Annotated in this window: 26 protein-coding genes; 3 read left to right on the top strand and 23 right to left on the bottom strand. The window is 48.2% G+C overall.

The features are described from left to right. Positions 1-26: 26 nt before the first annotated feature. The 7 genes from M3212_RS04810 to M3212_RS04780 form a co-directional block, all read right to left on the bottom strand. Positions 27-218, bottom strand: a complete 192-nt coding sequence (locus M3212_RS04810) for a hypothetical protein (protein WP_251192817.1) — start codon at positions 216-218, stop codon at positions 27-29. A 407-nt stretch (positions 219-625) separates the two neighbouring features. Further along, entirely contained in the window at positions 626-856 is a 231-nt protein-coding gene (locus M3212_RS04805; protein WP_251192816.1) for a hypothetical protein, read from the bottom strand. A 25-nt stretch (positions 857-881) separates the two neighbouring features. Continuing rightward, positions 882-2345: an NCS1 family transporter gene (locus M3212_RS04800; protein ID WP_251192815.1), complete on the bottom strand. Its 1464-nt coding sequence runs from the start codon at positions 2343-2345 to the stop codon at positions 882-884. Positions 2346-2529: 184 nt separating this feature from the next. Beyond that, complete coding sequence (hydA, locus tag M3212_RS04795) at positions 2530-3951, bottom strand: dihydropyrimidinase (protein WP_251192814.1); 1422 nt, start codon at positions 3949-3951, stop codon at positions 2530-2532. 20 nt (positions 3952-3971) lie between these two features. Beyond that, the gene (gene preA, locus M3212_RS04790; protein WP_251192813.1) at positions 3972-5237 is read right to left on the bottom strand and encodes an NAD-dependent dihydropyrimidine dehydrogenase subunit PreA; all 1266 of its coding nucleotides are present in this window, start codon (positions 5235-5237) and stop codon (positions 3972-3974) included. Positions 5238-5267: 30 nt separating this feature from the next. Next, on the bottom strand, positions 5268-6638 hold the full coding sequence (locus M3212_RS04785) for an NAD(P)-dependent oxidoreductase (protein WP_251192871.1): 1371 nt from the start codon (positions 6636-6638) through the stop codon (positions 5268-5270). Positions 6639-6657: 19 nt separating this feature from the next. Beyond that, positions 6658-8139: an aldehyde dehydrogenase family protein gene (locus M3212_RS04780; protein ID WP_251192812.1), complete on the bottom strand. Its 1482-nt coding sequence runs from the start codon at positions 8137-8139 to the stop codon at positions 6658-6660. Between the two features lie 370 nt (positions 8140-8509). Here M3212_RS04780 and M3212_RS04775 point away from each other — a divergent pair, with 370 nt between their 5' ends. Genes M3212_RS04775 through M3212_RS04765 form a run of 3 tightly spaced genes read left to right on the top strand, consistent with a single transcriptional unit; the run spans position 8510 to position 10293 of the window. Further along, positions 8510-9034 carry a hypothetical protein gene (locus M3212_RS04775; protein WP_251192811.1) on the top strand — a complete coding sequence of 175 codons (525 nt, stop codon included), beginning with the start codon at positions 8510-8512 and terminating at the stop codon, positions 9032-9034. 17 nt (positions 9035-9051) lie between these two features. Then, the gene (locus M3212_RS04770) at positions 9052-9459 is read left to right on the top strand and encodes a hypothetical protein (protein WP_251192810.1); all 408 of its coding nucleotides are present in this window, start codon (positions 9052-9054) and stop codon (positions 9457-9459) included. A gap of 15 nt (positions 9460-9474) precedes the next feature. Continuing rightward, complete coding sequence (locus M3212_RS04765) at positions 9475-10293, top strand: isopentenyl transferase family protein (RefSeq protein WP_251192809.1); 819 nt, start codon at positions 9475-9477, stop codon at positions 10291-10293. 167 nt (positions 10294-10460) lie between these two features. Here the strand turns inward: M3212_RS04765 and M3212_RS04760 are convergent, their stop codons facing one another. The 16 genes from M3212_RS04760 to M3212_RS21985 all read right to left on the bottom strand — a co-directional run bounded on the left by M3212_RS04760 (position 10461) and on the right by M3212_RS21985 (position 25413). Next, the gene (locus M3212_RS04760; RefSeq protein ID WP_251192808.1) at positions 10461-11333 is read right to left on the bottom strand and encodes a M23 family metallopeptidase; all 873 of its coding nucleotides are present in this window, start codon (positions 11331-11333) and stop codon (positions 10461-10463) included. 262 nt (positions 11334-11595) lie between these two features. Beyond that, positions 11596-12615 (bottom strand): stage II sporulation protein D, encoded by a 1020-nt coding sequence (gene spoIID, locus M3212_RS04755; protein WP_251192870.1) that lies wholly within the window; start codon positions 12613-12615, stop codon positions 11596-11598. A 261-nt stretch (positions 12616-12876) separates the two neighbouring features. Further along, positions 12877-14202, bottom strand: a complete 1326-nt coding sequence (gene murA / locus M3212_RS04750) for a UDP-N-acetylglucosamine 1-carboxyvinyltransferase (protein ID WP_251192807.1) — start codon at positions 14200-14202, stop codon at positions 12877-12879. 41 nt (positions 14203-14243) lie between these two features. Then, entirely contained in the window at positions 14244-15002 is a 759-nt protein-coding gene (locus M3212_RS04745) for a YwmB family TATA-box binding protein (RefSeq protein WP_251192806.1), read from the bottom strand. Positions 15003-15098: 96 nt separating this feature from the next. Further along, entirely contained in the window at positions 15099-15380 is a 282-nt protein-coding gene (locus tag M3212_RS04740) for a DUF1146 family protein (protein ID WP_434084033.1), read from the bottom strand. 224 nt (positions 15381-15604) lie between these two features. Further along, positions 15605-16006, bottom strand: a complete 402-nt coding sequence (locus tag M3212_RS04735) for a F0F1 ATP synthase subunit epsilon (RefSeq protein ID WP_251192805.1) — start codon at positions 16004-16006, stop codon at positions 15605-15607. Between the two features lie 96 nt (positions 16007-16102). Then, entirely contained in the window at positions 16103-17515 is a 1413-nt protein-coding gene (gene atpD / locus M3212_RS04730) for a F0F1 ATP synthase subunit beta (RefSeq protein WP_251192804.1), read from the bottom strand. Positions 17516-17653: 138 nt separating this feature from the next. Then, the gene (gene atpG / locus M3212_RS04725; protein WP_251192803.1) at positions 17654-18511 is read right to left on the bottom strand and encodes an ATP synthase F1 subunit gamma; all 858 of its coding nucleotides are present in this window, start codon (positions 18509-18511) and stop codon (positions 17654-17656) included. A 61-nt stretch (positions 18512-18572) separates the two neighbouring features. Then, positions 18573-20084, bottom strand: coding sequence for a F0F1 ATP synthase subunit alpha (gene atpA / locus M3212_RS04720; RefSeq protein WP_251192802.1), 1512 nt, complete (start codon positions 20082-20084; stop codon positions 18573-18575). A gap of 22 nt (positions 20085-20106) precedes the next feature. Further along, positions 20107-20655 (bottom strand): F0F1 ATP synthase subunit delta, encoded by a 549-nt coding sequence (locus tag M3212_RS04715; protein WP_251192801.1) that lies wholly within the window; start codon positions 20653-20655, stop codon positions 20107-20109. Next, positions 20652-21158, bottom strand: a complete 507-nt coding sequence (gene atpF / locus M3212_RS04710; RefSeq protein ID WP_251192800.1) for a F0F1 ATP synthase subunit B — start codon at positions 21156-21158, stop codon at positions 20652-20654. The genes M3212_RS04715 and atpF overlap by 4 nt, the downstream gene beginning before the upstream one ends. A 149-nt stretch (positions 21159-21307) precedes the next feature. After that, positions 21308-21520 carry a F0F1 ATP synthase subunit C gene (atpE, locus tag M3212_RS04705; RefSeq protein ID WP_251192799.1) on the bottom strand — a complete coding sequence of 71 codons (213 nt, stop codon included), beginning with the start codon at positions 21518-21520 and terminating at the stop codon, positions 21308-21310. A gap of 74 nt (positions 21521-21594) precedes the next feature. After that, the gene (atpB, locus tag M3212_RS04700) at positions 21595-22308 is read right to left on the bottom strand and encodes a F0F1 ATP synthase subunit A (RefSeq protein ID WP_251192798.1); all 714 of its coding nucleotides are present in this window, start codon (positions 22306-22308) and stop codon (positions 21595-21597) included. Positions 22309-22316: 8 nt separating this feature from the next. Next, a complete protein-coding gene (locus M3212_RS04695; RefSeq protein WP_251192797.1) occupies positions 22317-22706 on the bottom strand; it encodes an ATP synthase subunit I in 390 nt (129 codons plus the stop codon). Then, complete coding sequence (locus M3212_RS04690) at positions 22703-22933, bottom strand: AtpZ/AtpI family protein (protein WP_251192796.1); 231 nt, start codon at positions 22931-22933, stop codon at positions 22703-22705. The genes M3212_RS04695 and M3212_RS04690 overlap by 4 nt, the downstream gene beginning before the upstream one ends. Before the next feature lie 206 nt (positions 22934-23139). Next, positions 23140-25413 carry a S8 family serine peptidase gene (locus M3212_RS21985; protein WP_285874042.1) on the bottom strand — a complete coding sequence of 758 codons (2274 nt, stop codon included), beginning with the start codon at positions 25411-25413 and terminating at the stop codon, positions 23140-23142. Positions 25414-25476 lie beyond the last annotated feature (63 nt).

Raw genomic sequence — 25476 nt, 5'->3', positions numbered from 1 at the left:
GACGCTTGACAATGTTCGAAAACTTGTTAGCGAGCATCTTTGGCCATGCGCGCAGCCGCTGCAAGGTCTTTACAGTCAACAAGGAGTGGGGTTCTCCTTGTTGATGCAGCGAGCAGAGCGATTGCTTCAGTTTCAGCCAAAGGAAAACCACCTTGGGCTGTGGCTCCGTTCCGCGCTCCGTCAGGAAGAAACCCGCTTCCTGACTCCTCGTAAACCATGGCGCGGACTCCGCTCACTGCTTTGGATTTCAGCCAAAGGAAAACCACCTTGGGCTGTGGCTCCGTTCCTCGCTCCGTCAGGAAGAAACCCGCTTCCTGACTCCTCGTTAACCATGGCGCGGACTCCGCTCACTGCTTTGGATTTCAGCCAAAGGAAAACCGCCTTGGGCTGTGGCTCCGTTCCGCGCTCCGTCAGGAAGAAACCCGCTTCCTGACTCCTCGTTAACCATGGCGCGGACTCCGCTCACTGCTTTGGATTTCAGCCAAAGGAAAACCGCCTTTGGCTGTGGCTCCGTTCCGCGCTCCGTCAGGAAAAAACCCGCTTCCTGACTCCTCGTTAACCATGGCGCGGACTCCGCTCACTGCTTTGGATTTCAGCCAAAGGAAAACCGCCTTTGGCTGAAATCCTACAGCTTGCGTTGTTTGGCGAGGATCAGGTTGGAGAAGTATTTTCGGGCGTCGGCTGTCAGGATGTGCAGCTCTTTGCTTTTTTCCGGGTGCTGGAGGGCGTCATTCGGAAGCTGAAATTCGACGAATGCGCCGCTTAAATTTTCGTTGACGTTCGTAATCTCGTATCCTTTGGCAAGCAGTTCATCAATTTTTTTCTTCTCCTCAATAAATTCTGCATAGGCTGACATATACTTGGACCTCCTCCCTGTTTATTTAATTAACGACCTGTTTCTTCGACTCGTGTACTTCCTCGCTGTCAATCAGCCAGTCACGACCGACCGTGATCCCTAAATACTTATCATCATCAGGATCTTCAATTTCCGCTTGCTTATATTTCTGAAACCACCAATATTTGGCGAGCAGATAATAGCTGACTGCGCCGATGATGAAGCCGACAAAGAAAGAATAAGTCGGAAAGACAATCGCGATCGCTCCGCCAATCACCCAGGCGAGAATACCGGCCCAATTGACTCCGTTTACGTAAGCATACTGCCCTTCCTTCTCATACAAATCATGGACATTTAAGCGGCGCTTGCGCAAGATATAGTAATCGGCAAAAATCACACCGACAATCGCCGATAAAATGCCGCCGACGGTCGTCAGAAACGGAATTAGCACATTGAAAAGATTCCACGGCTGCGTCACCGTCCCAACAATCCCCGCCAGAAAAACACCTACGTAAAAAGGAACCTTCGGCCCGCCGGCATTGGAAAAAATTGTTGCCGCAGGAACGACGTTGGCAGACGTGTTTGTTGACCATTGCGAAAAGACGATCATCAAGAGCAGGACGACCAGAATCCAGCCGCTTGCCGACTCCTGCAGGGCGACGATCGGATCATAATTGCCGACGGCGATATAGGCGACTCCGCCGATCGCCACAATGAGCGTTTGCGTTAACGGCAGGGCGATGACACTGCCGACGAGTACCCCTTTGTTTCGCTTGAACCAGTTGCGTTCATACTTCGGCGCCTTGATAAAGCGTGACAAAGAGGAGGCATCGGTCGCAAGGGTTGACCAGTAACCCATGTTACCGGTGATGACCGTCATAAAGGCGGTAAACAGCAGAATGCCCGAGACAGGACTTTCAATCCAGGTCCAGACGTTGCGGTCAATCGCCGCCGCCTGATCGACGAGAGTACTGTACATCCAAAGAGCGATGAGGATAATAATCGGCGCGGCAAGATCAGCAAATTTTTCAACCGCCTTGATCCCGATTGCTGTGTTGATCAGCTGGGCGAGAGCAAAAATCAGAAAACAGACGAACCAATTGTCAAAGCCGGTCAATATGTTTAATATGCCGTTGATCGCCGCTGAGCCGAAATACGTATTGATCCCAAACCAGATCGAGGCGGTAATCCCCCGGACTATCGAGGGAAAATGGGTGCCGGCGACGCCGAACGGGGCTCTCATATAGACTGGAAATGAGAGACCATGCTCAATTCCGACATCGGCTGTCAACGTGATAAACAAGCCGATCAGAATACAGCCAATAATCGAGGCCAGGAGCACATAGATTAACGGCATACCTTGCACGCCATCTCCGCCGATGGCAAAGGCCGCTAAGACGACCGCCATTCCGACCCACATGATGGAAAATCCGAGTGTACTAATTTTGCGCTCACTATGGGCAATTGGAAGAAGGTCTGGTGATTTTAAATGATAGCTGCTTTTTTTCATCTTAATTCCCCTCTTTTTCATGAAATGAAGAGAGCAAATCTGCAGCGACTTCTTATCTATTTCTGCTTCGTCTTCGCATGATTCGCTTTCTTGACGTTACCAAACAGAAGACTGTGTTCCTTCCCTTCGAGCAGACCTTCTCAGATGCCATAATAGCGTTCTCTCCAATCCCCATCATTCTATTTTATTGCTGAAGCGTGACCCGCTTTTTTATCGAATCCGTTCCTTCGGAAAAGCGCTTGCGCTTCAGGTACTTCCCGGCACCAGGCTGCCCGACGAATGCTTTATCACGGATGACGAATTCGCCGCGTGAGAGCACAGAAACGGGCTCGCCTTTGACCTTCATCCCTTCAAATGCATTGTAGTCGACCGCCATATGGTGAGTTTCCGCAGAAATGACCCGTTCTGCCGTTGGATCAAAAATAACAAGGTCGGCATCGCTGCCAACGGCGATCGTCCCCTTCTGCGGAAAGAGTCCAAACAGTTTGGCAATTTTCGTCGAGACAATATCAACAAATTGATTGATCGAAATCCGTCCCTTCTCGACTCCCTCTGAGTACAAAATGCTGAAGCGGTCCTCAATCATCGGCCCTCCGTTTGGAATTTTCGTAAAGTCGCCCCTTCCCAGCTCCTTCTGCCCTTTAAAATTAAATGAACATTGATCCGAACCGAGCGTATGGAGCTGACCGTTGGCGAGCCCCTTCCACAGCTCATCCTGATTCCACTTTTCACGCAGCGGCGGCGACCAGACATATTTGGCGCCTTCAAAGTCAGGCTTTTCCAATGCGGTTTGATCAAGCACTAAATACTGTGGGCATGTCTCGCCGTAAACGCGGTAGCCTTTTTTCCGGGCGGCAGCGATCTTCTCCATTGCCTCGGCACAGGAGACATGCACGACGTAGAGCTGCGAATCAGCCAATCCCGTCAACTGGGCGGCACGGTGCGTCGCTTCCCCTTCGACTTCAGGCGGTCTTGTCAGAGCGTGATAAATCGGGTCAGTCTGGCCGTTGGCGAGCGCTTCCTTGACGAGGTGCTCAATGACATCGCCGTTTTCGGCATGGACCATGACAAGCGCGCCATGCTCCTTGGCGAACAGCAGCGTCTTGAATAAAGTCTCGTCATCGGCCTGGAACACATTCTTATACGCCATAAACACCTTAAAGGACGTAATCCCTTCCTCTTCGATCACAAGCGGGATCTCTTCAAGCACATTTTGATTGACCTCGCCGATCATTAAGTGAAAGCCATAGTCGATGACCGCTTTATCCCGTGATTTATCATGCCATGTTTTTATCGCATTTTTTAACGGTTCGCCTTTATTCGTTAAACAGAAATCAATCACGGTTGTCGTGCCGCCAAAGGCGGCGGCGGTCGTCCCTGTTTCAAAGTCGTCAACCGTCACTGTACCGCCAAACGGCATTTCCAGGTGAGTATGGGGATCAATCCCGCCCGGGAAAATATAGGCTCCTTTTGCATCAACGATCTCCGCTCCATCCGCAGTAAGCCGTTCGCCGATCGCGGCAATTTTCCCATCCTCGATTAAAATATCTGCCTGATATTGATCTGCTGCGGTTACAATCGTTCCATTCGTGATGATTTTCTTCATTGCATTCTCCTCCTCACGGTTTATGATTTGACGCTCTGCTGCAGCACGGCCTGACGCTCATTCCAAGTCATCGGCTCTCCATTTGGAATTTCAACCATATCGATCGCCCCTTCGACCGGACAAACAATCGAGCAGAGGTTGCAGCCAACGCAGTCTTCTTCGCGCACCTCCAAATATTTATTGCCATCAGGCGAGGTCAGCATATCGATACATTGGTGAGATGTGTCCTCACAGGCAATATGGCATTTATTACAGTTAATACAGGTGTCGTTATTAATACGCGCGACGACCTTATAGTTGAGGTCAAGATTACCCCAGTCTGAATACCTTTCAACTGACTTGGCGACAAGGCCTTCAACCGAAGGGATCTGCTTGCTGTCCAAATAGTTGCTCAATCCGTCAATCATGTCCTCGACGATGCTGAAACCATGATGCATCGCAGCCGTACAAATCTGGACGCTGCCTGAACCCATCAGCATAAACTCAGCCGCATCCTTCCAGTTGGAAATGCCGCCGATGCCCGATATCGGCACGTTGATCCGCGGATTACGCGCGCATTCCGCGACCATGTTCAAGGCGATCGGCTTCACTGCCGGACCGCAGTAGCCGCCATGTGCGCCCTTTCCGCCGACATGCGGCACCGTATTCCATGTATCGAGGTCGACACCGGCCAGACTGTTAATCGTATTAATCATGCTGATCGCGTCTGCACCGCCCTGGACGGCTGCCTCCGCTGTCGCGGTAATATCGGTGATATTCGGCGTCAGCTTGACGATGACGGGTGTTTGCGCGACCTCCTTCACCCAGTACGTCTGCTTTTCAACAAGCTCGGGCACCTGGCCGGAGGCGGAGCCCATGCCCCGTTCCGCCATACCGTGCGGACAGCCGAAATTCAGTTCAAGTCCGTCGACGCCAGCTGCTTCCGTCCGTTTAACAATTTCATGCCATTTTTCCTGCTCAGGCTCGACCATGAGTGAAGCAATTAAGGCATGGTTCGGATATTTCTTTTTCGTCTCGTAAATTTCCGCAAGATTGACTTCAAGCGGTCGATCGGTAATTAATTCAATGTTGTTAAAGCCGGCCACGCGCTGCCCGTTGAAATGCATCGCTGCAAACCGCGATGAGACGTTGAGAATCGGATCACCAAGCGTTTTCCAGACAGCTCCTCCCCAACCTGCTTCAAAGGCGCGCTGCACCTGATAACCTGTGTTCGTCGGTGGAGCGGATGCGAGCCAAAACGGATTTGGGGCTTGAATCCCGGCAAAGTTGATCTGTAAGTCAGCCATTGAATTACCTCCTGCCTTTCTCCTGATTTATTAAGCGCTTTCAATCGCTTTTTCTTCTAATTGCTTATGAATCGAATAGGCGGTCAGCTTTCCTTGCTGGGCTGCTGTCACGACCATTGCTTCTCCTTGACCGTCTCCGAAAATGACATCGCCCGCCGCGTAAATGCCCGGATCAGATGTCTGGTACGTCTCAAGATTCACCTTGACCGTCCCGTTGTGATGCTCCAGACCAAATGCTTCAATTAACGGGACATAGCGGGTTTGCCCGATTGCTTTAATAACCACGTCGACTTCGAGCGTAAATGTTGAACCTTCGATTGGTAACGGACGCCGGCGCCCGGACGCATCGGCCTCTCCCAGCTCCATCCTAACGCACTCAAGCGCCTTTACTTTGCCGTTTTCCGTTATGATCTTTGTCGGCTGGGTCAGCCATCTGAATTCGACGCCATCCTGCTTCGCAAACTCATATTCGAATTCATACGCGGTCATCTCTGCCTCCGTCCGGCGATAGAGCATTTTCACGTTGCCGGCGCCAAGACGGACCGAACAGGTTGCCGCATCAATCGCCGTATTTCCGGCGCCGATAACCGCCACCTTTTTACCGATAAACGACTCGTCAAGCGGTGGTGTTTTCGTGCTTTCCACGAATTCAATTGCGTCATAGACGCCGTCCGCTTCCTCGCCCTCTATTCCGAGCATCGGCACCTTCGCCATCCCGATCGCCAGCACGATCGCATCAAAGCCTTCCTTGATTTCTGCGATGCTAATGTCTTTGCCGACAGTCGTATTTGTCCGGATCTCGACCCCGAGCTTTTCGACCTGCTCCACTTCCCACAGCGATACTTCCTGTGGCAGACGGAAGGAGACGATCCCATACGTATCGAGCCCACCCGCTTTTTCCTTCGCTTCGAAGATCGTCACCTGATAGCCGAGGCGTGCCAATTCGCGTGCTGCGGACAATCCTGCCGGGCCGCCGCCGATAATTGCGACCTTCCTTCCATTGGCACTTCCCGCTTTAAACAGCTGCTCATTGTTCTTGATCGCCCAGTTCGTCGCATGACGCTGCAAGTTCCCGATCATAATCGGCAACGAGGCGTCATTCAGCACACAGGCACCCTCACAAAGCTCCTCGGTCGGGCAGACACGGGCGCAGCTTGCACCGACGGGATTTGCCTCCATGATTACTTTGGCAGAACCCTTCATATTGCCTGACGCAATCTTCTTAATGAAGGAAGGGATATTAATATCGGTTGGACAGGCGGTAATACAGGGCGCGTCATAGCAATAGAGACAGCGGTTCGCTTCGTCCATTGCTTCCTTCTCTGTTAATGGCGGCTCGATTTCAGAAAAGTTAGCGCTCAGGTCTTGCAATGATATCGTCTTGTTTTTCATTCTATTCATATGCATGAAGAGCCCCTCCTTACGGTTGATTATGCGGCTTCATATAGACCGTCTTGTATTCGGTGTAAAAATCGATTGCCGTGCTGCCAACCTCGCGCATCCCGCCAATGCCGGTCGCTTTAATCCCGCCAAACGGGAAATGCGGCTCGCTGTAGGTCGATGGCATGTTGACATGGGTGAAGCCGGCTTCAATTCCGTTAACAAAACGCATCGCTTTTTCCATATCATTTGTGTAAATCGTCGATGACAGGCCGTATTCAACCTGATTGGCCCATTCAAGCGCCTGTTCAAAGTCATTGGCCTCCATCACGCTGATGACCGGTCCGAAAATCTCCTCCTGAGCAATCGTCATTTCCGGCGTGATACCACGGAAGACGGTCGGGGCAATAAAGTAGCCATGAGCATAGTCGCCTTCGGTTAAGCGGCTGCCGCCTGTCACCAATTGGCCATTTTCCTTCTTGCCGATTTCGATATAAGACAGAATGCTTTCCATCGAGCCTTTGTCGATGACTGGTCCCATATCCGTCCCTTCATCCAGTGGATTGCCGACCTTCATCCGGCCGACACGCTCTTTGAGCAGGGTGATGAACTCCTCGGCAATCCCGGGCAGGACGATGACACGGCTCGTCGCCGTACAGCGCTGACCGCTTTCGCCAAAGCCGCCGGCAATGACATGTTCCACGGCTAGAGTAAGATCGGCATCATTCAAAACGACAAACGGATTTTTTCCTCCCATCTCAGCCTGAAAGCGTGCGCCGCGTCTGGCGACAAGCTGATTTATAGCAAGTCCGATTTTGTTTGAGCCGGTAAAGCTGATCGCTTTAATATCCGGATGGGTTGCAATCGCGTTCCCTACCGTCGACCCTGGGCCGGTCACAAAATTGAGCACGCCCGCCGGGAGATTCACTTCCTGGTACGCCTTGACAAGCTGCAGGCTGACGAGCGGTGTCTGGCTGGATGGCTTGAAGACGACCGTACACCCACAGGTAAGCGCCGTTGCGATCTTCCAGGCAGCAATCGCAAGGGGAACATTCCACGGTGTAATCAGGCCGACGACACCGACAGGCTCACGCTTCGTATAGCCGATGACCTCCTTATCCCACGATGGAATCGTTTCGCCCTTCAGCCGTTCAGCTTCACCTGCCAGAAATCGCATCACCCGCACGGTTCTGATAACCTCTGCTTTGGCATCGGCATAGGATTTGCCGACTTCGATGATCAGCTGCTTAATGAATTCATCGGTACGCTCTTCAATCAGACTGGCCGCCTTTGCGATATATTGTCCGCGTATCGGGGCCGCCTCTGCGCTCCAGCCGGGCAGTGATTGTTTCGCCGCCTCCACCGCCGCCTCGACGTCAGCCTCATTTGATTGCTGACAGACACCTAATTCGATCCTCGTATCGGCCGGATTGATGACCGTAAATGTTTCACCGGAGCTTGACGGCATCCACTCACGGCCGATTAAATTGTGAAACGCCTTTGTTTGCTGCTGTGTTCCCATCTAATCCCTCCCACTTACTTTTTCTGGATGATGCTTCTTCCCTTCCTTTATTTATGCTTTCTGACCGCGGTTCACCTGCCTTTAATTATCAAAATATTCTTACTAACCATACTATGTTATCAATATTTTTATGTCAATATTTTAATTGCATTAAATTATATTTTACATGTTATAATATCTTACAGCTTTCTTTTTTGATTTTCATTTTAGTGGATGCATCTGCCGGAAGCATGTCGTTAAGGCGGGGAGAGGGTTTTAAAGAATTAAGATGACCTTTTCAGACTTCTCCATGTAAAATAGAAGGTATATCCCTTTTTCATTTGATCTACATGCGTCTAAGGAAAGGAATTCAGGTAAGGAAGTGAACGGATTGAAACGAGAAGAGATCGAAGAGGCCATTAAAGCAACCGAAGAACGGATGAAAGCAGATCAACAGGCACTGGTCGAGCTGAAGGAACGGCTGGAGGTCGTCACCTCTCAGGAGAAGGAGCGGCTCCATTATATTTCCTCAAAAGAAATCATCGATCTTATTTACAAACAGACCGGCAAGAAGAACAATATGTCGACGATTAAGCGTTGGGCCGATGAGGGCTATTTGGGAACGGTGCTCGATGAAAAGGAGAAGTTCTGGGCTTTGCCGACGAAGCAGGGAAAGAAACGATTCCTGTATCCGAAGGAGGATGTATACAGCTTCCTTTATGAAAAAGGCTATCTCCAGCCTCAATATAAAATTCTTGACCGTGTGTATCTTCCGACGACAGATGCCCGCCCGCCGGAAGCCGGGATTGTCGTCTCTTCCCACTTGCTGAAAACAGAGTTTATGTATACGATTCAATTGGAGTCGACCTTTGAACTGCTCAAGGATATTCCTGAAAATAAATTGAAGCCTTGTTAACGGGAGGAATGGTTCAAATGAAGGTGAAAATAAAGCTGAAGAATACGACAGGCAATCAGGTGATCGCCAGACAGATTCGGGATGCCAATGAACAGGACCATAACCCGATCAGCATTTCATTTAATGAGGCGTTAAGCGAAATTTATTTTGAAGGCGAATACATTACGATTCCGGATGAGGAATGGTTTTCCGATGAAATGTTGATCGAGGGGCAGGTGAAAAGGAACGAATCTGGGCTGGAAATCCAGCCGAAGGATAAGGGAAAAACGGTTAATATTCATTTCGATGCCGACCTCGTCGCCGAACTGAACGAAATAAAACAGCATGTCCGGAACAAAACGCAGCACGAAATCGTCCTTGAGCTTTTCCGCAAAGGGCTAAATCAATATAATAAGGAAAAGGAGCAAAATAAGCCTTCTGAGTAAGAGAGGAGCCGACAGATGGAACTCTACGCGCTTTACGGGAAAAGTGGAACCGGGAAAAGCACCTCAGCGCTCTCCTTCGCCTACAGTCATGGTATTACGACGATCATTGATGACGGTCTGTTGATTCATAACGGCCGAAAAGCCGCTGGAACATCGGCCAAATATGAAAAGACCTATATCACAGCTGTCAAGCGGGCAATCTTTTTTTACGACGATCATGCCCGTGACGTACAAGAGGCGCTGCGGACACTGGCGATTAATAAGCTCTTGATCATTGGCACGTCGATAAAAATGGTAAACCGCATTGCCGACCGGCTTGGGTTGGGAACGATTGATCATTATTTTTCAGTTGAGGATGTCCGCTCCTCCAAAGAAATCAAAATGGCGCTTTACACCAGACAGATGCAGGAGAAGCATGTCATCCCGCTCCCTTACAAAGAAGTGGAACAAAACATTTTCAAACGGATTATGCAGCGAGGCAAGAAAATCTTCTTTCAGCAAAGGAAGCTGATCGGCGAAACAACGATTATTCAGCCGAACTTTCAGGATGGGATGATTCATATTGACGATCAAGTCTTCAAACAAATCATCAGCAAGAGCTGTGAGTCGCTTGATGTCGTTAAGAAATGCAGTCAGGTTGAGATTCACATTGAGCATTTGCCATGCATCAAGGTCCATCTCATTCTGCACTATTCAGCGGTTACGCCGTTAAGCAGCACCATTGCCGCTGTCCAGCAGACGGTCTTTAACGATTTTCTATACTATTTTCAAATTGAACCGGCGGCGATTGATGTTCATATCAAACAGCTTGACGTAAGCTCTTCTGTTACATAAAAAGAAGCTGACAAAACTAGTTAGCATAGAGTAGCCATGGCTTCACTCGCCACAAGCCCGTTGTGAGAAACCCACTCACAACGGGCTTTAAAAGATCGTGGCGGTTCCACTCATTGCTTAGGGGCTGGGAAAAAGGTAAAAAACAACCTTTGTCCCAGCCCCTTCCATTATTCTTGCGTGTTTTCAGTGCTTTCGTCTTCCATTGGCAGGCCTTCTTCAGGCTGCTCGCCTTCATCGTCCGTGGCATCAGCTTCGTTCTCGTCACCTTCTGCAGGCTGTTCTCCTTCAGCTGGTGCCTCCTCTGCCGGCTGATCTTCCTCTTCCTTGCTGGCAGCATCCTTGATCGCGTCAATCGGCTGCTGGAAGATATCATTAGGGTTTATGGCGACACCGTCCTGACGGATTTCAAAGTGAACATGGATGCCGGCATCTTCATTATAGATGCTTCGTCCAGCTTCACCGAGAACATCTCCCTGCTGCACGGTAGCTCCTTCTTCTACAGCCAGTGAACCGAGGCTGTGATAATGAGTGACCACGCCATCATCATGACTGATTTCGACGACATAGCCAAGCAGCTCATCCTTCTCCGCTCTTAAAACCGTACCGCTTAAAGAAGCAACAACTGAGAAAGCCTCTCCTTCCACATGCGCTAAATCAATTCCTTTGTTTTGGAAATAGGTATTATTGTAGTAGACAAGAGCTTCTTGCTGTTCTTCCTCAGATGCATTGACATCATAGAATTGACCGACAACGGTTACATTTGCTTCTTCTTCTACAGGCATTCTGACAATTTCCTGTGAAGAGGTTACTTCAATCGCATTCTCTCCGTAAGGATTTGTTCCCTGCTCACCTTCTGTCACTTCCATATTATCTTCAGGTAAGGCTGATTCATCCTGACCTTGCAGGAAGAAGACAGAGCTTAGCACTCCGGCAGCAGCGATTAAGTAAAGGGCAGGCACGACCCAGCGCTTCTTTAACAGACGTTGAATATTGATTTTTTCTTCAGATTTAGAAGAACGTTGATTTTCTTCTTTTTTCATTTCTCATCACCTCAGCAACCATTCTGTTCCGATTTGACAAAATGTATACATCGGCGAGAAAAATTTTTTTTATTAGTATTCGACATTGTCCTTTCTTTTATGTATCTTTTTTTCATTTATTCGAAATATGAAAGCCGCGCATGTGCGAAGCCGCCGCCCATCCGCGAATTAACCCGAAAATCTTACTTATCGTTCAAAAAAGAAACTGTCCCGAAAGTTGGTCTTATCCTTTCGGGACAGCGATGTCGGTTATATGATGGGCTTACTCCTTTTTCGCGGTCAGCTTTGAGACATAAGGGTCAACGGCCTCGATTTCAATGCCCTGGTAAAAGTGGCGGACGATCTCTTCATAGCTCCTGCCTTCCTTCGCCATCCCGTCGGCCCCGTATTGACTCATGCCGACACCATGTCCCCAGCCCCGTGTCTGGATGACAACCTGATCGCCGTTAAGCTGCCACTGAAAGTCAGAGGAATCAAGCTCCAGCTTGTCGCGCACCTGTCGACCGCTCAGCTCCTTGTCTCCTATCACGACTTTCGCGACTCTTCCGCCATCGGTCCGCTCGGCGATTGTGCCAAGATTGCTGTCCTCGCCGAGATCGACGCCAAGCCTTTGTTCAAATTCGGTCACCGGAATTTCCTTTTGTGCCGTAAAGCGTGGAGACGTCTGGTCCCACGGACTTGCGACACTGCGTAAATACGGAATCTCGTTTTGCCAGTAGTCCTCAGAGTTCTCTGTATATCCATTGCTGGTGGAGAAGAAGGAAGCTGTAATCGGCTCCCCTTCAAAGGTCATCACCTGACCCTGTGTCGCGAAGACCGCCTCTTCAATTCGTGCTCTTTTCCATTCATACTCTTCTCCCCAAAGGGTTTTTAATTCTTCTTCATTATGGAACACTTGATGCATGACCGTATCAGTGACCATCGCTCCCCCCGGCACCTGAATGTCGGAAGGCTCAAGCATCTGCTTGATTATGTATGTTCTTGCTGTCAGTGCTTGGGCTTTTAATGCCTCCACTTCAAAATCGGCCGGCATTTCAGACGAAACAACGCCGATGACATATTGCTCCAATGGCAGTTCTTCCACTGTTTCTGTCTGACTGCGATACACCTTTACGCGAATGTCTTCCTCAGGATCATACGACCAGGCCTTCTCCTCGGGAGCAGGACCTGCAGTGGTTTGCGCCTGCTGATCAGCCGGCCCTGAAGAAAGTTGAACGAGCATTGCTGGAATCATAAGAACAACGGTGCAAAGAATGGTTGCTGCAATGAGAAGTCGCTTCATCATGAATAGTCCTCCATTAGTATAGTTCCTTACAGTATATGAAGGCTTGCCAGTAAATAGAACAAGAGGCTGGGAAAAGGTTCTTTTTCACCTTTTTCCCAGCCTCTTGCAATGAGCGGAACCGCCACGATCTTTTTTTAAAGCCCGTTGTGAGTGGGTTTCTCACAACGGGCGTGTGGCGTGTAGAGCCATTGCTAAACCAGCCTAGTTTTCATAAAAATGTCCCAAAAAGGTGTTAGTTCCCTTTTGAGACATTTTGACTTAAACAAAATTCGTATTAAGACGTAAAGACGCCGGAGCCTCAAGGTTGTCAATTCCGCTTTCAGCGACTTCCTCAATGCGCTCCACATCTGCTCCAATTGCCTGCAGCTTGGCAGCCAGGTTGACATAACCTCTGTCAATATGCTGTAATTCAGTAACCCGAGTGACGCCGTCCGCCACAAGCCCGGCTAAAATAAGCGCTGCTCCTGCTCGTAAGTCCGTCGCCGCAACTTCAGCGCCCTGAAGCTGATTCGGACCTGTGATGATCGCTGAACGTCCTTCAATCTTAATGTTGCTGTTCATGCGACGGAATTCTTCCACATGCATATAACGGTTCTCAAACACCGTCTCGGTAATGACACTCGTACCGTTTGCCTGCAAGAGCAGCGCCATCATTTGTGCCTGCATATCAGTGGGGAATCCAGGATGAGGCATCGTTTTAATATCAACAGGCTTTAATGTTTCCGGCCCAATGACATGTAATCCATTTTCAACTTCCGTAATGGTGACACCCATTTCTTCCATTTTGGCAATAAGAGGCCGAAGGTGTTCAGCTACAGCCCCTTCCACAATAAGGTCGCCCTTTGTGATCGCCGCTGCCACCATAAATGTACCGGCTTCAATTCGGTCAGGAATCACAGTATGTTCCGCCCCCTGTAATCCCTCGACACCTTCAATGCGGATAATACCTGTTCCAGCACCCCGGACCTTTGCTCCCATCGCGTTTAAATAGTTCGCTAAACAGACAATTTCCGGTTCTTCCGCGGCATTTTCAATGATTGTCGTACCTTCTGCCATCGTCGCGGCCATCATAATATTTTCCGTTGCGCCGACACTTGGGAAGTCGAGATAGATCTTTGCTCCTTGCAAACGTCCGTCGACCTGCGCCTCGATAAAGCCTTTTCCGATTTCGACTTTTGCCCCCATCGCTTCAAAGCCTTTCAAGTGCTGATCGATTGGACGCGAACCGATCGCGCATCCGCCCGGCAGTGCGATTCGCGCTTTGCCGACACGCGCCAGTAATGGTCCCATCACAAGAAAAGAAGCTCTCATCTTCCGTACATATTCAAATGGAGCTTCTGTCTTCAGGACACTTTCCGCATTGACATGGAAGCTTCTATTTTCATATTCGACTTCAATATTTAAATTGCGTAGTACTTCTTTCATCGTGTATACATCTGCCAATGATGGCACATCATAAATGTGGCTGGTGCCACGTTCAGCCAAAATCGAGGCAGCAATAACAGGGAGTACAGCATTCTTTGCGCCTTCTACCTTGATTTTGCCGTGCAGCCGATTGCCACCCCGGACAATAATTTTCTCCAACGTATTCCCCTCCGCGTCTAAATATATTCTCTTCTCTATCATCAATATTCAGTGGTAATAATAGGCGTTCCTAATGTTACTGTAGTTCTCGCGCCCAATCCTTGTTCCCGGATCGCGAGCTGGACATTCATTTCATGATCATTTGTTACAATTCCTGTTGGCCAATCGGGGTTATACGCTGACAGAGAAACAAAACTCTCTTCATAAAGAGCTTCAACCTTTTTTGCGCCAAGCTTTGTTACCCAAGTTCGTGCCAATTCTTCGTTTGATACATTTCTGTTTTTGTTATCATAAGCTTGAATTTGAACATATACGTCAGATCGCATAAGATCAAGCTGCTGAACTCTTTGCTCGATCATTTCCTGATGTCTTACCAACTCTTCACCAGGGTTGCCTCTTCCTTTAACGGTATACGTTAATAAGGCAGCGTGCTGATCTGCTCGAACGTCTTGGTATGCGAAGAGCTGCACAGACTCCGTCATCTGATGTTCTGGATTATCATATGTAAAAAGAGCCTTCCACTCCGAACCATCGAGTGAAACGGATTCTTCTTTCCAGCCAGATAGCATCTTTGCCAAAGATCGCACTTCCTTGATGAACGCTTGTTTCGATACATAACCACGCTCATCCTCGCGGACACGAACTTGCCACTCGTTTACATCAAGCTGCTCATTTTTCGCAAATTGAAGCAGCTCTTCAAGTGGCTGACCAGATCCGTCATATGCCTCCGAGCTCTGTACATGAATATACCCACATGCAGATAAAACAAAACCAATAACAACCCATCTCCAAAACGTCATATGCGTTTCTCCTCCCCGAGAAAGTCTAATTACTACTCATTTTGACCATTGGGGAGTGATCCATACATGGAAGTTGTAGTCATCACTCGACATGATTTATTCCCATAAATACCTAAGCATTAAGGAAGAATTTAAATAGTCGAGGAAAAACTGGCTGACAAGGTGAGCAATGGCGATTGTAATCAGAATCACCAGCGCTTTTGCCTTTGGCCCTTCCGGATCCTTGACAAAAAGATCAAATCGAAAGGATTGTAATGCCCACCATGTAGCAGCTAAGAAAAAGATGTTGACGACAATATGTATGACTGCTTGTTGCCCAAATCCTTCCAGCACTGTCATTACTCCTTTATCCTTGATCTTCTTGCGGATATAAAGCAATCCACCCTCCATAGTAACGGATTATCATAAAAAAATCTACTGCTAAAACAGGTTTTCTTCGTGGTTGTTCGGACCTATTTTTTTTGATAATGTTCAACAATTGCTCACAAAAAGCGACAATACCTTTAAGCAAAAGGGATTGAGGCATATCAGCCAACTAAAAGCGGTTCCCGCCTGCAAAGGTTGGCATAAAAAAAGACCGACCCATCAGGGTCAGTCCTTTTTTATTTGCCAGCTACATCCAAACGGTTGATGGCACGCTTTAATGCCAATTCGGCCCGTTTAAAATCCACGGCATCATCTTGAGTTGAATGAATCCGTTTTTCTGCACGCTCTTTCGCTTGACGTGCACGTTCCACATCAATCCCTGAAGGCAACTCAGCAGCCTCTGCTAAAATTGTTACCTGGTCGGGACGAACTTCTACAAATCCGCCACTCACAGCTACTTTTTCAACAGTAGAGCCTTTTTTTAAGCGTACTGCTCCTACTGTTAATGGAGCAACCAACGGAATATGTCGAGGTAAGATACCGAGTTCGCCCTCTACTGTGCGAACACTGACCATTTCGACATCGCCGTCATACACCTTGCCATCAGGAGTAACAACATTTACATGAATCGTCGACATGTGAAGACCCTCCCTACTAGCAATCCCGGGTTTGAAAAGTAAAGCTTATTACCTGAGCGACCATGCATCCAAGTATGCTGGCCGGATCAAAGGGGATTAAGCCATTTCTTTTGCTTTTTCAACAACTTCCTCAATTCGTCCGACTAGACGGAACGCATCTTCAGGAAGATCATCATACTTTCCTTCGAGAATTTCCTTGAATCCTTTAATTGTCTCTTTAACCGGCACGTAAGAACCCGGCTGACCCGTGAACTGCTCCGCAACGTGGAAGTTCTGGGACAGGAAGAATTGAATACGACGAGCACGTTGAACGACAAGCTTATCTTCCTCAGACAACTCGTCCATACCAAGAATCGCAATGATATCCTGTAGTTCTTTATACTTTTGCAGCGTAGATTGAACCTGACGCGCTACGTTGTAATGTTCTTCACCGACAATTTCCGGAGAAAGTGCACGTGAAGTTGAAGCAAGCGGGTCTACCGCCGGATAAATCCCCATCTCAGACAGCTTACGCTCAAGGTTTGTTGTTGCATCCAAGTGAGCAAACGTCGTTGCTGGCGCCGGATCTGTATAGTCATCGGCAGGTACATAAATCGCTTGAATTGATGTAACCGAACCAACCTTTGTTGATGTAATACGCTCCTGCAATTGCCCCATTTCTGTAGCAAGTGTCGGCTGATAACCAACCGCTGAAGGCATACGGCCAAGTAAAGCCGAAACCTCGGAACCGGCCTGTGTGAAGCGGAAGATGTTATCAATGAACAGAAGAACGTCCTGTCCGTCGCGATCACGGAAATGCTCGGCCATTGTCAAACCAGAAAGGGCAACACGCATACGCGCCCCAGGAGGCTCGTTCATTTGTCCGAATACCATCGCTGTTTTCTTAATAACGCCGGAATCCGTCATTTCATGGTAAAGGTCATTACCTTCACGCGTCCGCTCTCCAACTCCGGCGAATACAGAAATACCACCGTGCTCCTGAGCGATGTTATTAATCAATTCCTGGATAAGAACGGTTTTCCCTACACCGGCTCCACCAAAGAGACCAATCTTACCACCTTTGATGTATGGTGCAAGCAAATCAACAACCTTGATTCCCGTTTCAAGAATTTCAATTGTTGTAGAAAGCTCTTCAAATTTTGGCGATTCCCGGTGAATTGGATCACGCTTCGCATCTGTAGGAATCGGCTCGTCAAGGTCAATGGTTTCTCCAAGAACATTGAAAACCCGACCAAGTGTTACTTCACCAACCGGTACTGAGATTGGCGCACCAGTATCAACAGCGGCTGTACCACGTACAAGACCGTCTGTAGAATCCATCGCTATCGTACGAACTGAATTGTCCCCAAGATGTAACGCCACTTCAAGGGTTACATTGACTTCAACAGCATTTTGGCCGGACGCCGTTTGACGAACCAGTAATGCATTGTTGATTTCAGGTAGCTGCCCATCATCGAATTTCACATCGACAACCGGACCCATTACTTGAGTAATACGACCTGTATTCATGTTTTCCTATCCCTCCTATATAACTATATTCAGCTGTTATCGATCAATCATAATGTCTAATCCCTTAAGAGACAGGCATTTCATTTTATCTCCGTCAGCAGCGTCCTTCACAAAAAAAGACGCCGCCGTATCCGATCTTTATTCAAGCGCTGCTGCGCCGCCGACGATCTCAGTGATTTCCTGAGTGATCGCTGCTTGACGCGCCCGGTTATAGGATAATGTCAACTCATCAATAAGAGATGTCGCATTGTCTGTTGCTGCGCTCATCGCTGTCATCCGCGCGCCGAATTCACTCGCTTTCGCATCAAGTAAGGCACCGAAAATCAAGCTTTCAGCATATTGCGGCAACAGGCGCTCTAAAATGGCTTGCTCAGACGGTTCATATTCATATGAGCTCGTGGCAGCCGCTCCAGATAGATCCGTTAACGGTAAAAGCTTTTTCTCTGTCACTTCCTGAGTAATCGGACTGACAAAGTGGTTGTACCAAAGATACAATTCATCAAATACGCCATCTGCGAACATATCAACCGTTGTTTTGGCAATCGTTTTGATTTCGTGAAACTCCGGTTGATCGGCCAGCCCGACAATCTCCTGAACAATCGGGAGGTTACGCTTTTTAAACAAATCACGTCCGACTCGCCCCATCACCACAATCGCGAATTCATCGGTTGATGAATGGCGTTGCTTGATCGTTTCCGTAAGCGAACGAATCAGACTGGCGTTATAGCCGCCGGCTAATCCGCGGTCAGAGGTAATCACAACATATCCCGTCTTTTTCACCGGACGTTCTTCCAGCATCGGGTGGGACACCTGTGTTCCGGAAGCGGCAATGCTTGCCACCACTTCACGGATCTTCTCTGTATAAGGCAGAAAGGACTGCGCATTATTTTGCGCGCGGTTTAACTTGGCAGCTGATACCATTTGCATCGCCTTCGTAATCTGCTTCGTCTTCTTCGTTGACGTGATTCGTCCTTTTATATCTCGCAATGAAGCCATTTCATTTCACCACCTTTTTGAAAAACTAATGAGGAAAGCTCCTCATTCCTGGTTCTAGCAATTAGTTGCTTGATACGTTAAACCCTTTTTTGAATTCGTCGATCGCAGCTTTAAATTCTGCATCGTCAGGAAGATTACCTGTTGAACGGATACCGTCAAGCAGTTCTTTCTTATTGTGTTCAAGGAAGGTAAGCAATTCTGCTTCAAAACGGCGTACATCCTGAAGTGGAATATCATCCAGGAATCCCTTCGTTAACGCATAAATACTTGCAACTTGTTTTTCAACCGGTAAAGGCTGGTGAAGATCCTGTTTCAAAATTTCAACTGTACGTTGACCACGGTTCAGTTTCGCTTGTGTCGCACGGTCCAGGTCAGATCCAAATTGAGCAAATGCTTCAAGCTCACGGTAAGCAGCAAGGTCAAGACGCAACGTACCGGAAACTTTCTTCATCGCTTTAATTTGTGCTGAACCCCCCACCCGGGAAACCGACAGACCGGCGTTAACCGCTGGACGTACACCAGAGTGGAAAAGGTCAGACTGAAGGAAAATCTGTCCATCTGTAATTGAAATAACGTTTGTTGGAATATAAGCTGAAACGTCGCCTGCCTGCGTCTCAATGAAAGGAAGAGCTGTAATCGACCCGCCACCCTTAGCATCACTGAGCTTTGCAGCACGTTCAAGTAAACGGGAGTGTAAGTAGAACACATCCCCTGGGAATGCTTCACGACCTGGAGGACGACGCAGCAATAATGAAAGCTCACGATAAGCAGAAGCCTGCTTCGTCAAGTCATCGTAGATCACAAGAACATGTTTGCCGTTGTACATGAATTCTTCACCCATCGAAACCCCTGCATATGGTGCAAGGTACAGCAAAGGAGCCGGATCAGAAGCGCCCGCTGATACAATGATTGTATAATCAAGCGCACCGCGTTGACGCAATGTTTCCACAACGCCGGAAACCGTTGATTCCTTTTGGCCGATGGCGACATAAATACAAATCATATCTTCGTCTTTTTGGTTCAAGATCGTGTCAATTGCAATCGATGTTTTACCCGTCTGACGGTCACCGATAATCAATTCACGCTGTCCACGTCCAATTGGAATCATCGTGTCAATCGCCTTGATTCCTGTTTGAAGCGGCTCATGTACGGATTTACGATCCATAACACCTGGTGCTTTGCTTTCAATTGGACGCGTCTTTGATGTCGCAATTGGACCAAGTCCGTCAATCGGTTGCCCTAACGGATTGACAACACGTCCTAATAATTCTTCCCCTACCGGAACTTCCATGATGCGACCAGTCCGTTTTACTTCGTCACCTTCACGAATTTCCTTGTAAGGTCCAAGGATAATAATCCCGACACTGTTCTCCTCAAGGTTCTGAGCCATCCCCATTACCCCGTTTGAGAATTCAAGCAGCTCACCGGCCATAACGTTTTCAAGACCATGAGCAAGAGCGATACCATCACCAACACGGATAACCGTACCTACCTCTTGTACTTGAACCTCAGATTGAAAGTTCTCAATCTGCTGCTTTATAAGAGAGCTAATTTCCTCTGGTTTGATGCTCATTTTCATTCACCCCTATCTTCTACTAGCGTGTTCCGGTACTAAGCTCGCGCTCGATACGGTCAAGCTGTGCTTTAACACTACCGTCAAAAATACGGTCCCCAATGCGGACCTTAATGCCGCCAATCAAATCCTGATTGACAATATTTTTCACAACAAGCTTTGCTTTGCCGACTTTGCTGGCAAACAGCTCAGCAATTTGCTGTATTTCCTGCTCCGAAAGCGGCTTAGCTGAATAGACAAGCCCTTCCGCCATATTTTGAGCTTCATAGGCCAAAGCTTGAAACGTTTTAATCATCGGTACAAGTTCATCTGTCCGCTTCCGGTCAATAAGCAGATAAAACGTATGTAAGCTCGTTTCACTTATTGCCTTTCCAAAGCTTTTTTGAATGAACGCCTGCTTCTGTGCATCGCTGACCTTCGGGTGGTTTAAGAATCGGCCAAATTCAGGTGTTGATTCATAAACATTCTTCACCAGCTCCAGCTCGCTGCTCACTGTTTCGAGAAGGTTCTTTTCCTGCGCAAGCTGAAAAAGGGCTTGTGCATAGCGATTGGCTGCTATTTGATTACTCATAGCCCTTCGCCTACCTCTTTAAGATACTCCTGCACAAGCTTCTCCTGCTCCTTCGCATCAAGTTCCTTTTCAATTACTTTAGTTGCAACTAAAACGGATAGACTTGCTACCTGTTCACGAAGAGAAGTAACGGCCTGTTCTTTTTCACGTTGAATTTCCGCCAAAGCAGAATCTTTTACCCGTTCAGCGTTTTCTCTCGCCTGCTGGATAATATCCTGAGCCTGCTGCTCACTGAGTTTCTTCGCCTGATCAATGATCTTCTGCGCCTCTACGCGAGCCTTTTCTAGTTCTTTACGCTGTTCATTAATAAAAGCATCTGCTTCTTTACGTGTCTTTTCAGCAGAGTCTATTTGTTCATTTACAAGTTGTTCACGCTTCTCCATTACTCCCATAAGCGGCTTAAGCGCAAATTTGCTGACTAATAACAGCAAAGTAACGAACGCCACTAACTGATAAATCGCTGATCCCCAATTGACATCCACTTCATTCACTCCTTTCTTCATTATGAAGATTAAAAAGGATAATCTCTATGAATACTTCCTACGATTTAATACGTTAAGCTCATTTACAACAAGCTACATAAGGAATGGCGAAGGTTCATAGAGAACGCTATCGCCATTTTGCTTATGTGACCTTGTATGTTCCGGCATTCTTATTGGAACAACAATAAGAAAGAAATAACAATCGCGATAATCGGCACGGCTTCGGCAAGTGGTACACCAATAAACATAAGTGTTTGTAATGTTCCACGAAGCTCAGGCTGACGCGTTACACCCTCAAGAGTTGCTTTAACGATTAGTGCTACGGCAATAGCTCCACCAATGGCTGCTAGGCCTGCTGCAATACCAGCTGCTAAAAATGACATAATTTAACTTCCTCCTTAAATTGGTTATGAATTTTAGTAAATTTATATAATGTCCGGCAAAGGACAGTGTTCACCTAATGGCTTTCAACCTTATGCGCCATATAAACCATGGCGAGCATAGCAAAGATATACGCTTGAATGGAACCGATAAAAATCCCGAAGGCCTGCCAGGCCATAAGCGGTAAAAACGCGCCAAAAATCCCAAACAAGCTTGATGTCCCCACCGTAACGAGTAACACCATCAGGATTTCCTTTGCATATACGTTACCAAATAAACGCATACCGAGCGTCAGCGTGTTCGCGAACTCCTCAACGATCTTAAATGGTAACAGGAACGGCACCGGACGGACATAGTCCTTCAAGTACTCACCAAACCCTTTGATTTTGATCCCGTAATAATGGGTCAAGACAACGACAAGAACGGCCATTGTCAATGTGAGTACTGGGTCAGAGGTCGGCGACTTCCACCAGACTTCATGCGTCGATGGATTATAAAGTTCAAATGGCATTCCGAGCATGTTCGCGACAAACACATAGAACAGCAAGGTGAACGCCAATGCAATAAATCGTCCCCCGACATTCCAGCTCATATTCGCTTTAATGATGCCCCTGACGAAATCTATTACCCATTCCAGGAAGTTTTGCAAACCGGATGGGCGCATCGACAAGCGGCGTGTTCCAATGAAACAAATTAAAAATACAATAATACAAGCGACCGTTGTCATTAGGACAGTCGACATATTAGTGTCTAAACCCATAATGTTACGAACCGGAGCTATATGATCCATTTTATCTTTCACCTCTTTCTTATAAATTGGATAATCATGTCAATAAGTAAAATGATATAGATCAGGGAAAACCCTGTAATGACTGAAAGAAGATGGATATATGCGGGATAGGTAAGCGCCATCCAAACGGCAAATAGAGCTAATGCTGTCCGCACGGCAAACCCTGAGCCTGCCCATATGAGGGAGAACGCCGATTTTCGAGTCGCATCAGTGGCTCGACCGACCACTTTCGTCTTATAATAGATTGTCCAAAGACTGATAAAACCTAAAATAAGGCCAAATAAAAAACCAAGGGAATAGCTTTGTAACGGAGTTAGTAGGAAGATAAGAAGAGTACTTATTCCAATCAACGCAACAATGATGGCATAGTGCCTCATTTTCTCTTCAAACAGTATCATTTCTGTGCATCGTCTCCTAAAAAAGGCTGAATCGCGTGATACGTTCCATAAAGTCCGGTAGAGAGTCCCAATAAAAGAAAGCTGATCAGGAACAAAGGCTGTGTAGCAAATTTTGAATCCAGCCATAAACCTAAGAAAACCCCACCTAACACGCCACCTACAATATAGGAGGATATGATAGAAACAAGTACCATTGCTCTCCAAGGGCTGCGTCTGTTATCAGGCATAACTTGCCTCCTCAAACCTTATGGCTTTTTAAAGAACCAACCCGCCTTATGTACTGTAACCCTTACCATTTTACCCTTTGTAATCTTACAATAGGGATAACCTCATGTCAATGTGTTTTACTATTAAATCAACAGAGATTACCCCTCATCCTTTTTGCGTTCACATATCTGTCAAAAACAGTAGCGGCAAGCCCTGCTTTATTGCATTAGTTTGGTAAAGTAGGTCTAAATTGGACCTCTGTCCCCTGCCTTTCAGGGGGGAGATATTCCCCCACTGTAATCAGCGCTTCTATTGTATCCTCCTTGCCATCCTGCCTTGCGTAGACCAATGCTTTATAGGTTCCCTCCTCCAAATCAAGCTCCTTCCATTGTCCTCCTGTCATGCCGCGGCCGACATTATGCTTGACGTCAAGAAAACGGATAAATTCGAATGTATCGGGATCATAAAGAGCAATTCCAACCTCTTCCGCGCCACCCGGCAAATACAGCTCGTAGCGGTATTCCCCCGGCGCATCTCCCGGCGCAAAGCTGAAAGCCATCACTCTTGGATAATCTGGCTCCTCGATAAAAAAGACATACGGCACAATAATATCCTCATCGCCTCCTTCGACGACAACATCACCGTGATGAATTCCTTCTTCAAGGACAGCCGGAAAAAGATCGAGCTGAATCGCCACCTCTTCCTTTTCTCCCGGAGCGAGCGTCACTGCATAAGGCACCTCCCACTGCAGTCCGTCGGGCGCTTCAAACGGCGGATTGATGTGATAGGTGTTTGTCCTGTCTCCAACGTTCTCGACCGTAAAGCTCACCTGACGCTTTTCACGCGGATCATCCTTTGACCATTTTCCAAATGTTAACGCACCGGGGTAAGCCAGCGTCGTCGCTTCGACTGCCTTGTCGACTTGAAGGCGCCCGGCTCCCTGCTCATACGGCAGATAAGGCTCACCCTCTTTTGTTACGAGCTTTTTCGCACTGTTCATCAACGCTGCCTTGATCTGTTCCGGAGTCCAATCCGGATGGGCCTGCTTCACTAGCGCCGCCGCCCCGGCAACATGCGGAGCTGACATGCTCGTCCCGTTCAACCCGAGATAGCCGTTCGGAACCGTGCTGTCAATCGCCACTCCCGGCGCAACCAAGTCCGGCTTCACCTCCCATGTCTGGGTAACCGGTCCTCTTGAACTGAATGGCGCAATAAAGTCCTCCTCATGCCGGTAAATCGTCCGGATGTGCAGGGAATCTCCTTCTTTCTCCACCTGCTCCTTCAGCCATTCTCCGTCTTCCTTTGAAATGCTGACGACCGGAAGCTTAACGCCAACTTGCGTGACGCCGACAAAGTCTCCCGGCAGATTATTGTAAATAATCGCAGCTTTCGCGCCTTCCGCTAATGCCGCCTGCGCTTTTTCCGAGAAAGGAATCATCCCTCGTTTGATTAAGGCAATCTTCCCCTGAACGTCGCTGTTTTTCCAGTCTTCTTCTAATCCGTATCCGACATCAACCATCGGCGCATCCCGCTTTAATTCCCACGGAAGAGTCCCTCCCAACGGATAGAGGGTGACTTCCCGTTCCTGCCCGGCCACCGTCACATAAGGCGTCTGGATCGGCGGGGCTGAGGCGCCAACGGAGATCGCTTTTGTGGAAGTGCCCGGCGAACCGACCGTCCACATATTCGGACCGCTGTTTCCATTCGACGTTACCGCCACAATACCGGCCTCAACCGCCTTATCAAGCGCCACGCTCGTTGGCCAATCGGGTCCGTTCACCGTATTTCCCAGGGAAAGATTAATGACATCGACCCCATCAGCAACCGCTTTCTCAATCGCCTCAATGACCTGCTCCGTCGTCCCCTGACCTCCTGGACCAAGCGCACGGTACGCATAAATTTCGGCTTCGGGTGCCACGCCCTTCACCTGCCCATTGGCGGCGATAATGCCGGCGACATGCGTGCCGTGCAGCGTCGGAGCCCCCTGCGAGGAAATCGTCTCCATCGGATCGTTATCATAATCAACGACGTCATAGCCCCCTTTATAATTTCTCTTTAAATCAGGGTGGCGGTAGTCAATTCCGGTATCAATGACAGCAACCTTAATGCCCTTTCCCGTCAGCCTGTCCCCATTGCGGTCGAGCGAGCCCCGCACCTGATCTCCGCCGATAAACGGCACGCTGCCATCGAGCTTCGCCTCGTATTGAACAACCGGATCAACGCGCTCAATCGCATTGAGTTGGCGCAGTAGCTCGACTTCACTTTCGAGAACTTCGACTGAGAATCCATTTAGCACTTCAGAAAAAGTCTTTCTTATTTCACATGTTGAACACTGTGCCATCACTTCAGCAGCTGCATGATCGACATCCTCCGCGGCTGTCACAATGACAATTATTTTCTCCGCTGCTGGAAAGCCTGGGTAGCCAGCAGCCTGTGCTCCATTTAAGCCAAGTACACAAATGACAACACCAGCCAAGAGCCAGCTCAATACCTTACTCATACCAATCCCCTTTCTTTCCTGCATATGTTATGTAGTATGAGCAAGACATTGAAATCCATGTAT

It is taken from the genome of Halalkalibacter oceani, assembly GCF_023715705.1.
GTDB classification, from domain to species: domain Bacteria; phylum Bacillota; class Bacilli; order Bacillales; family Bacillaceae_D; genus Halalkalibacter; species Halalkalibacter oceani_A.
This window is presented reverse-complemented; position numbering and strand designations above follow the sequence as displayed.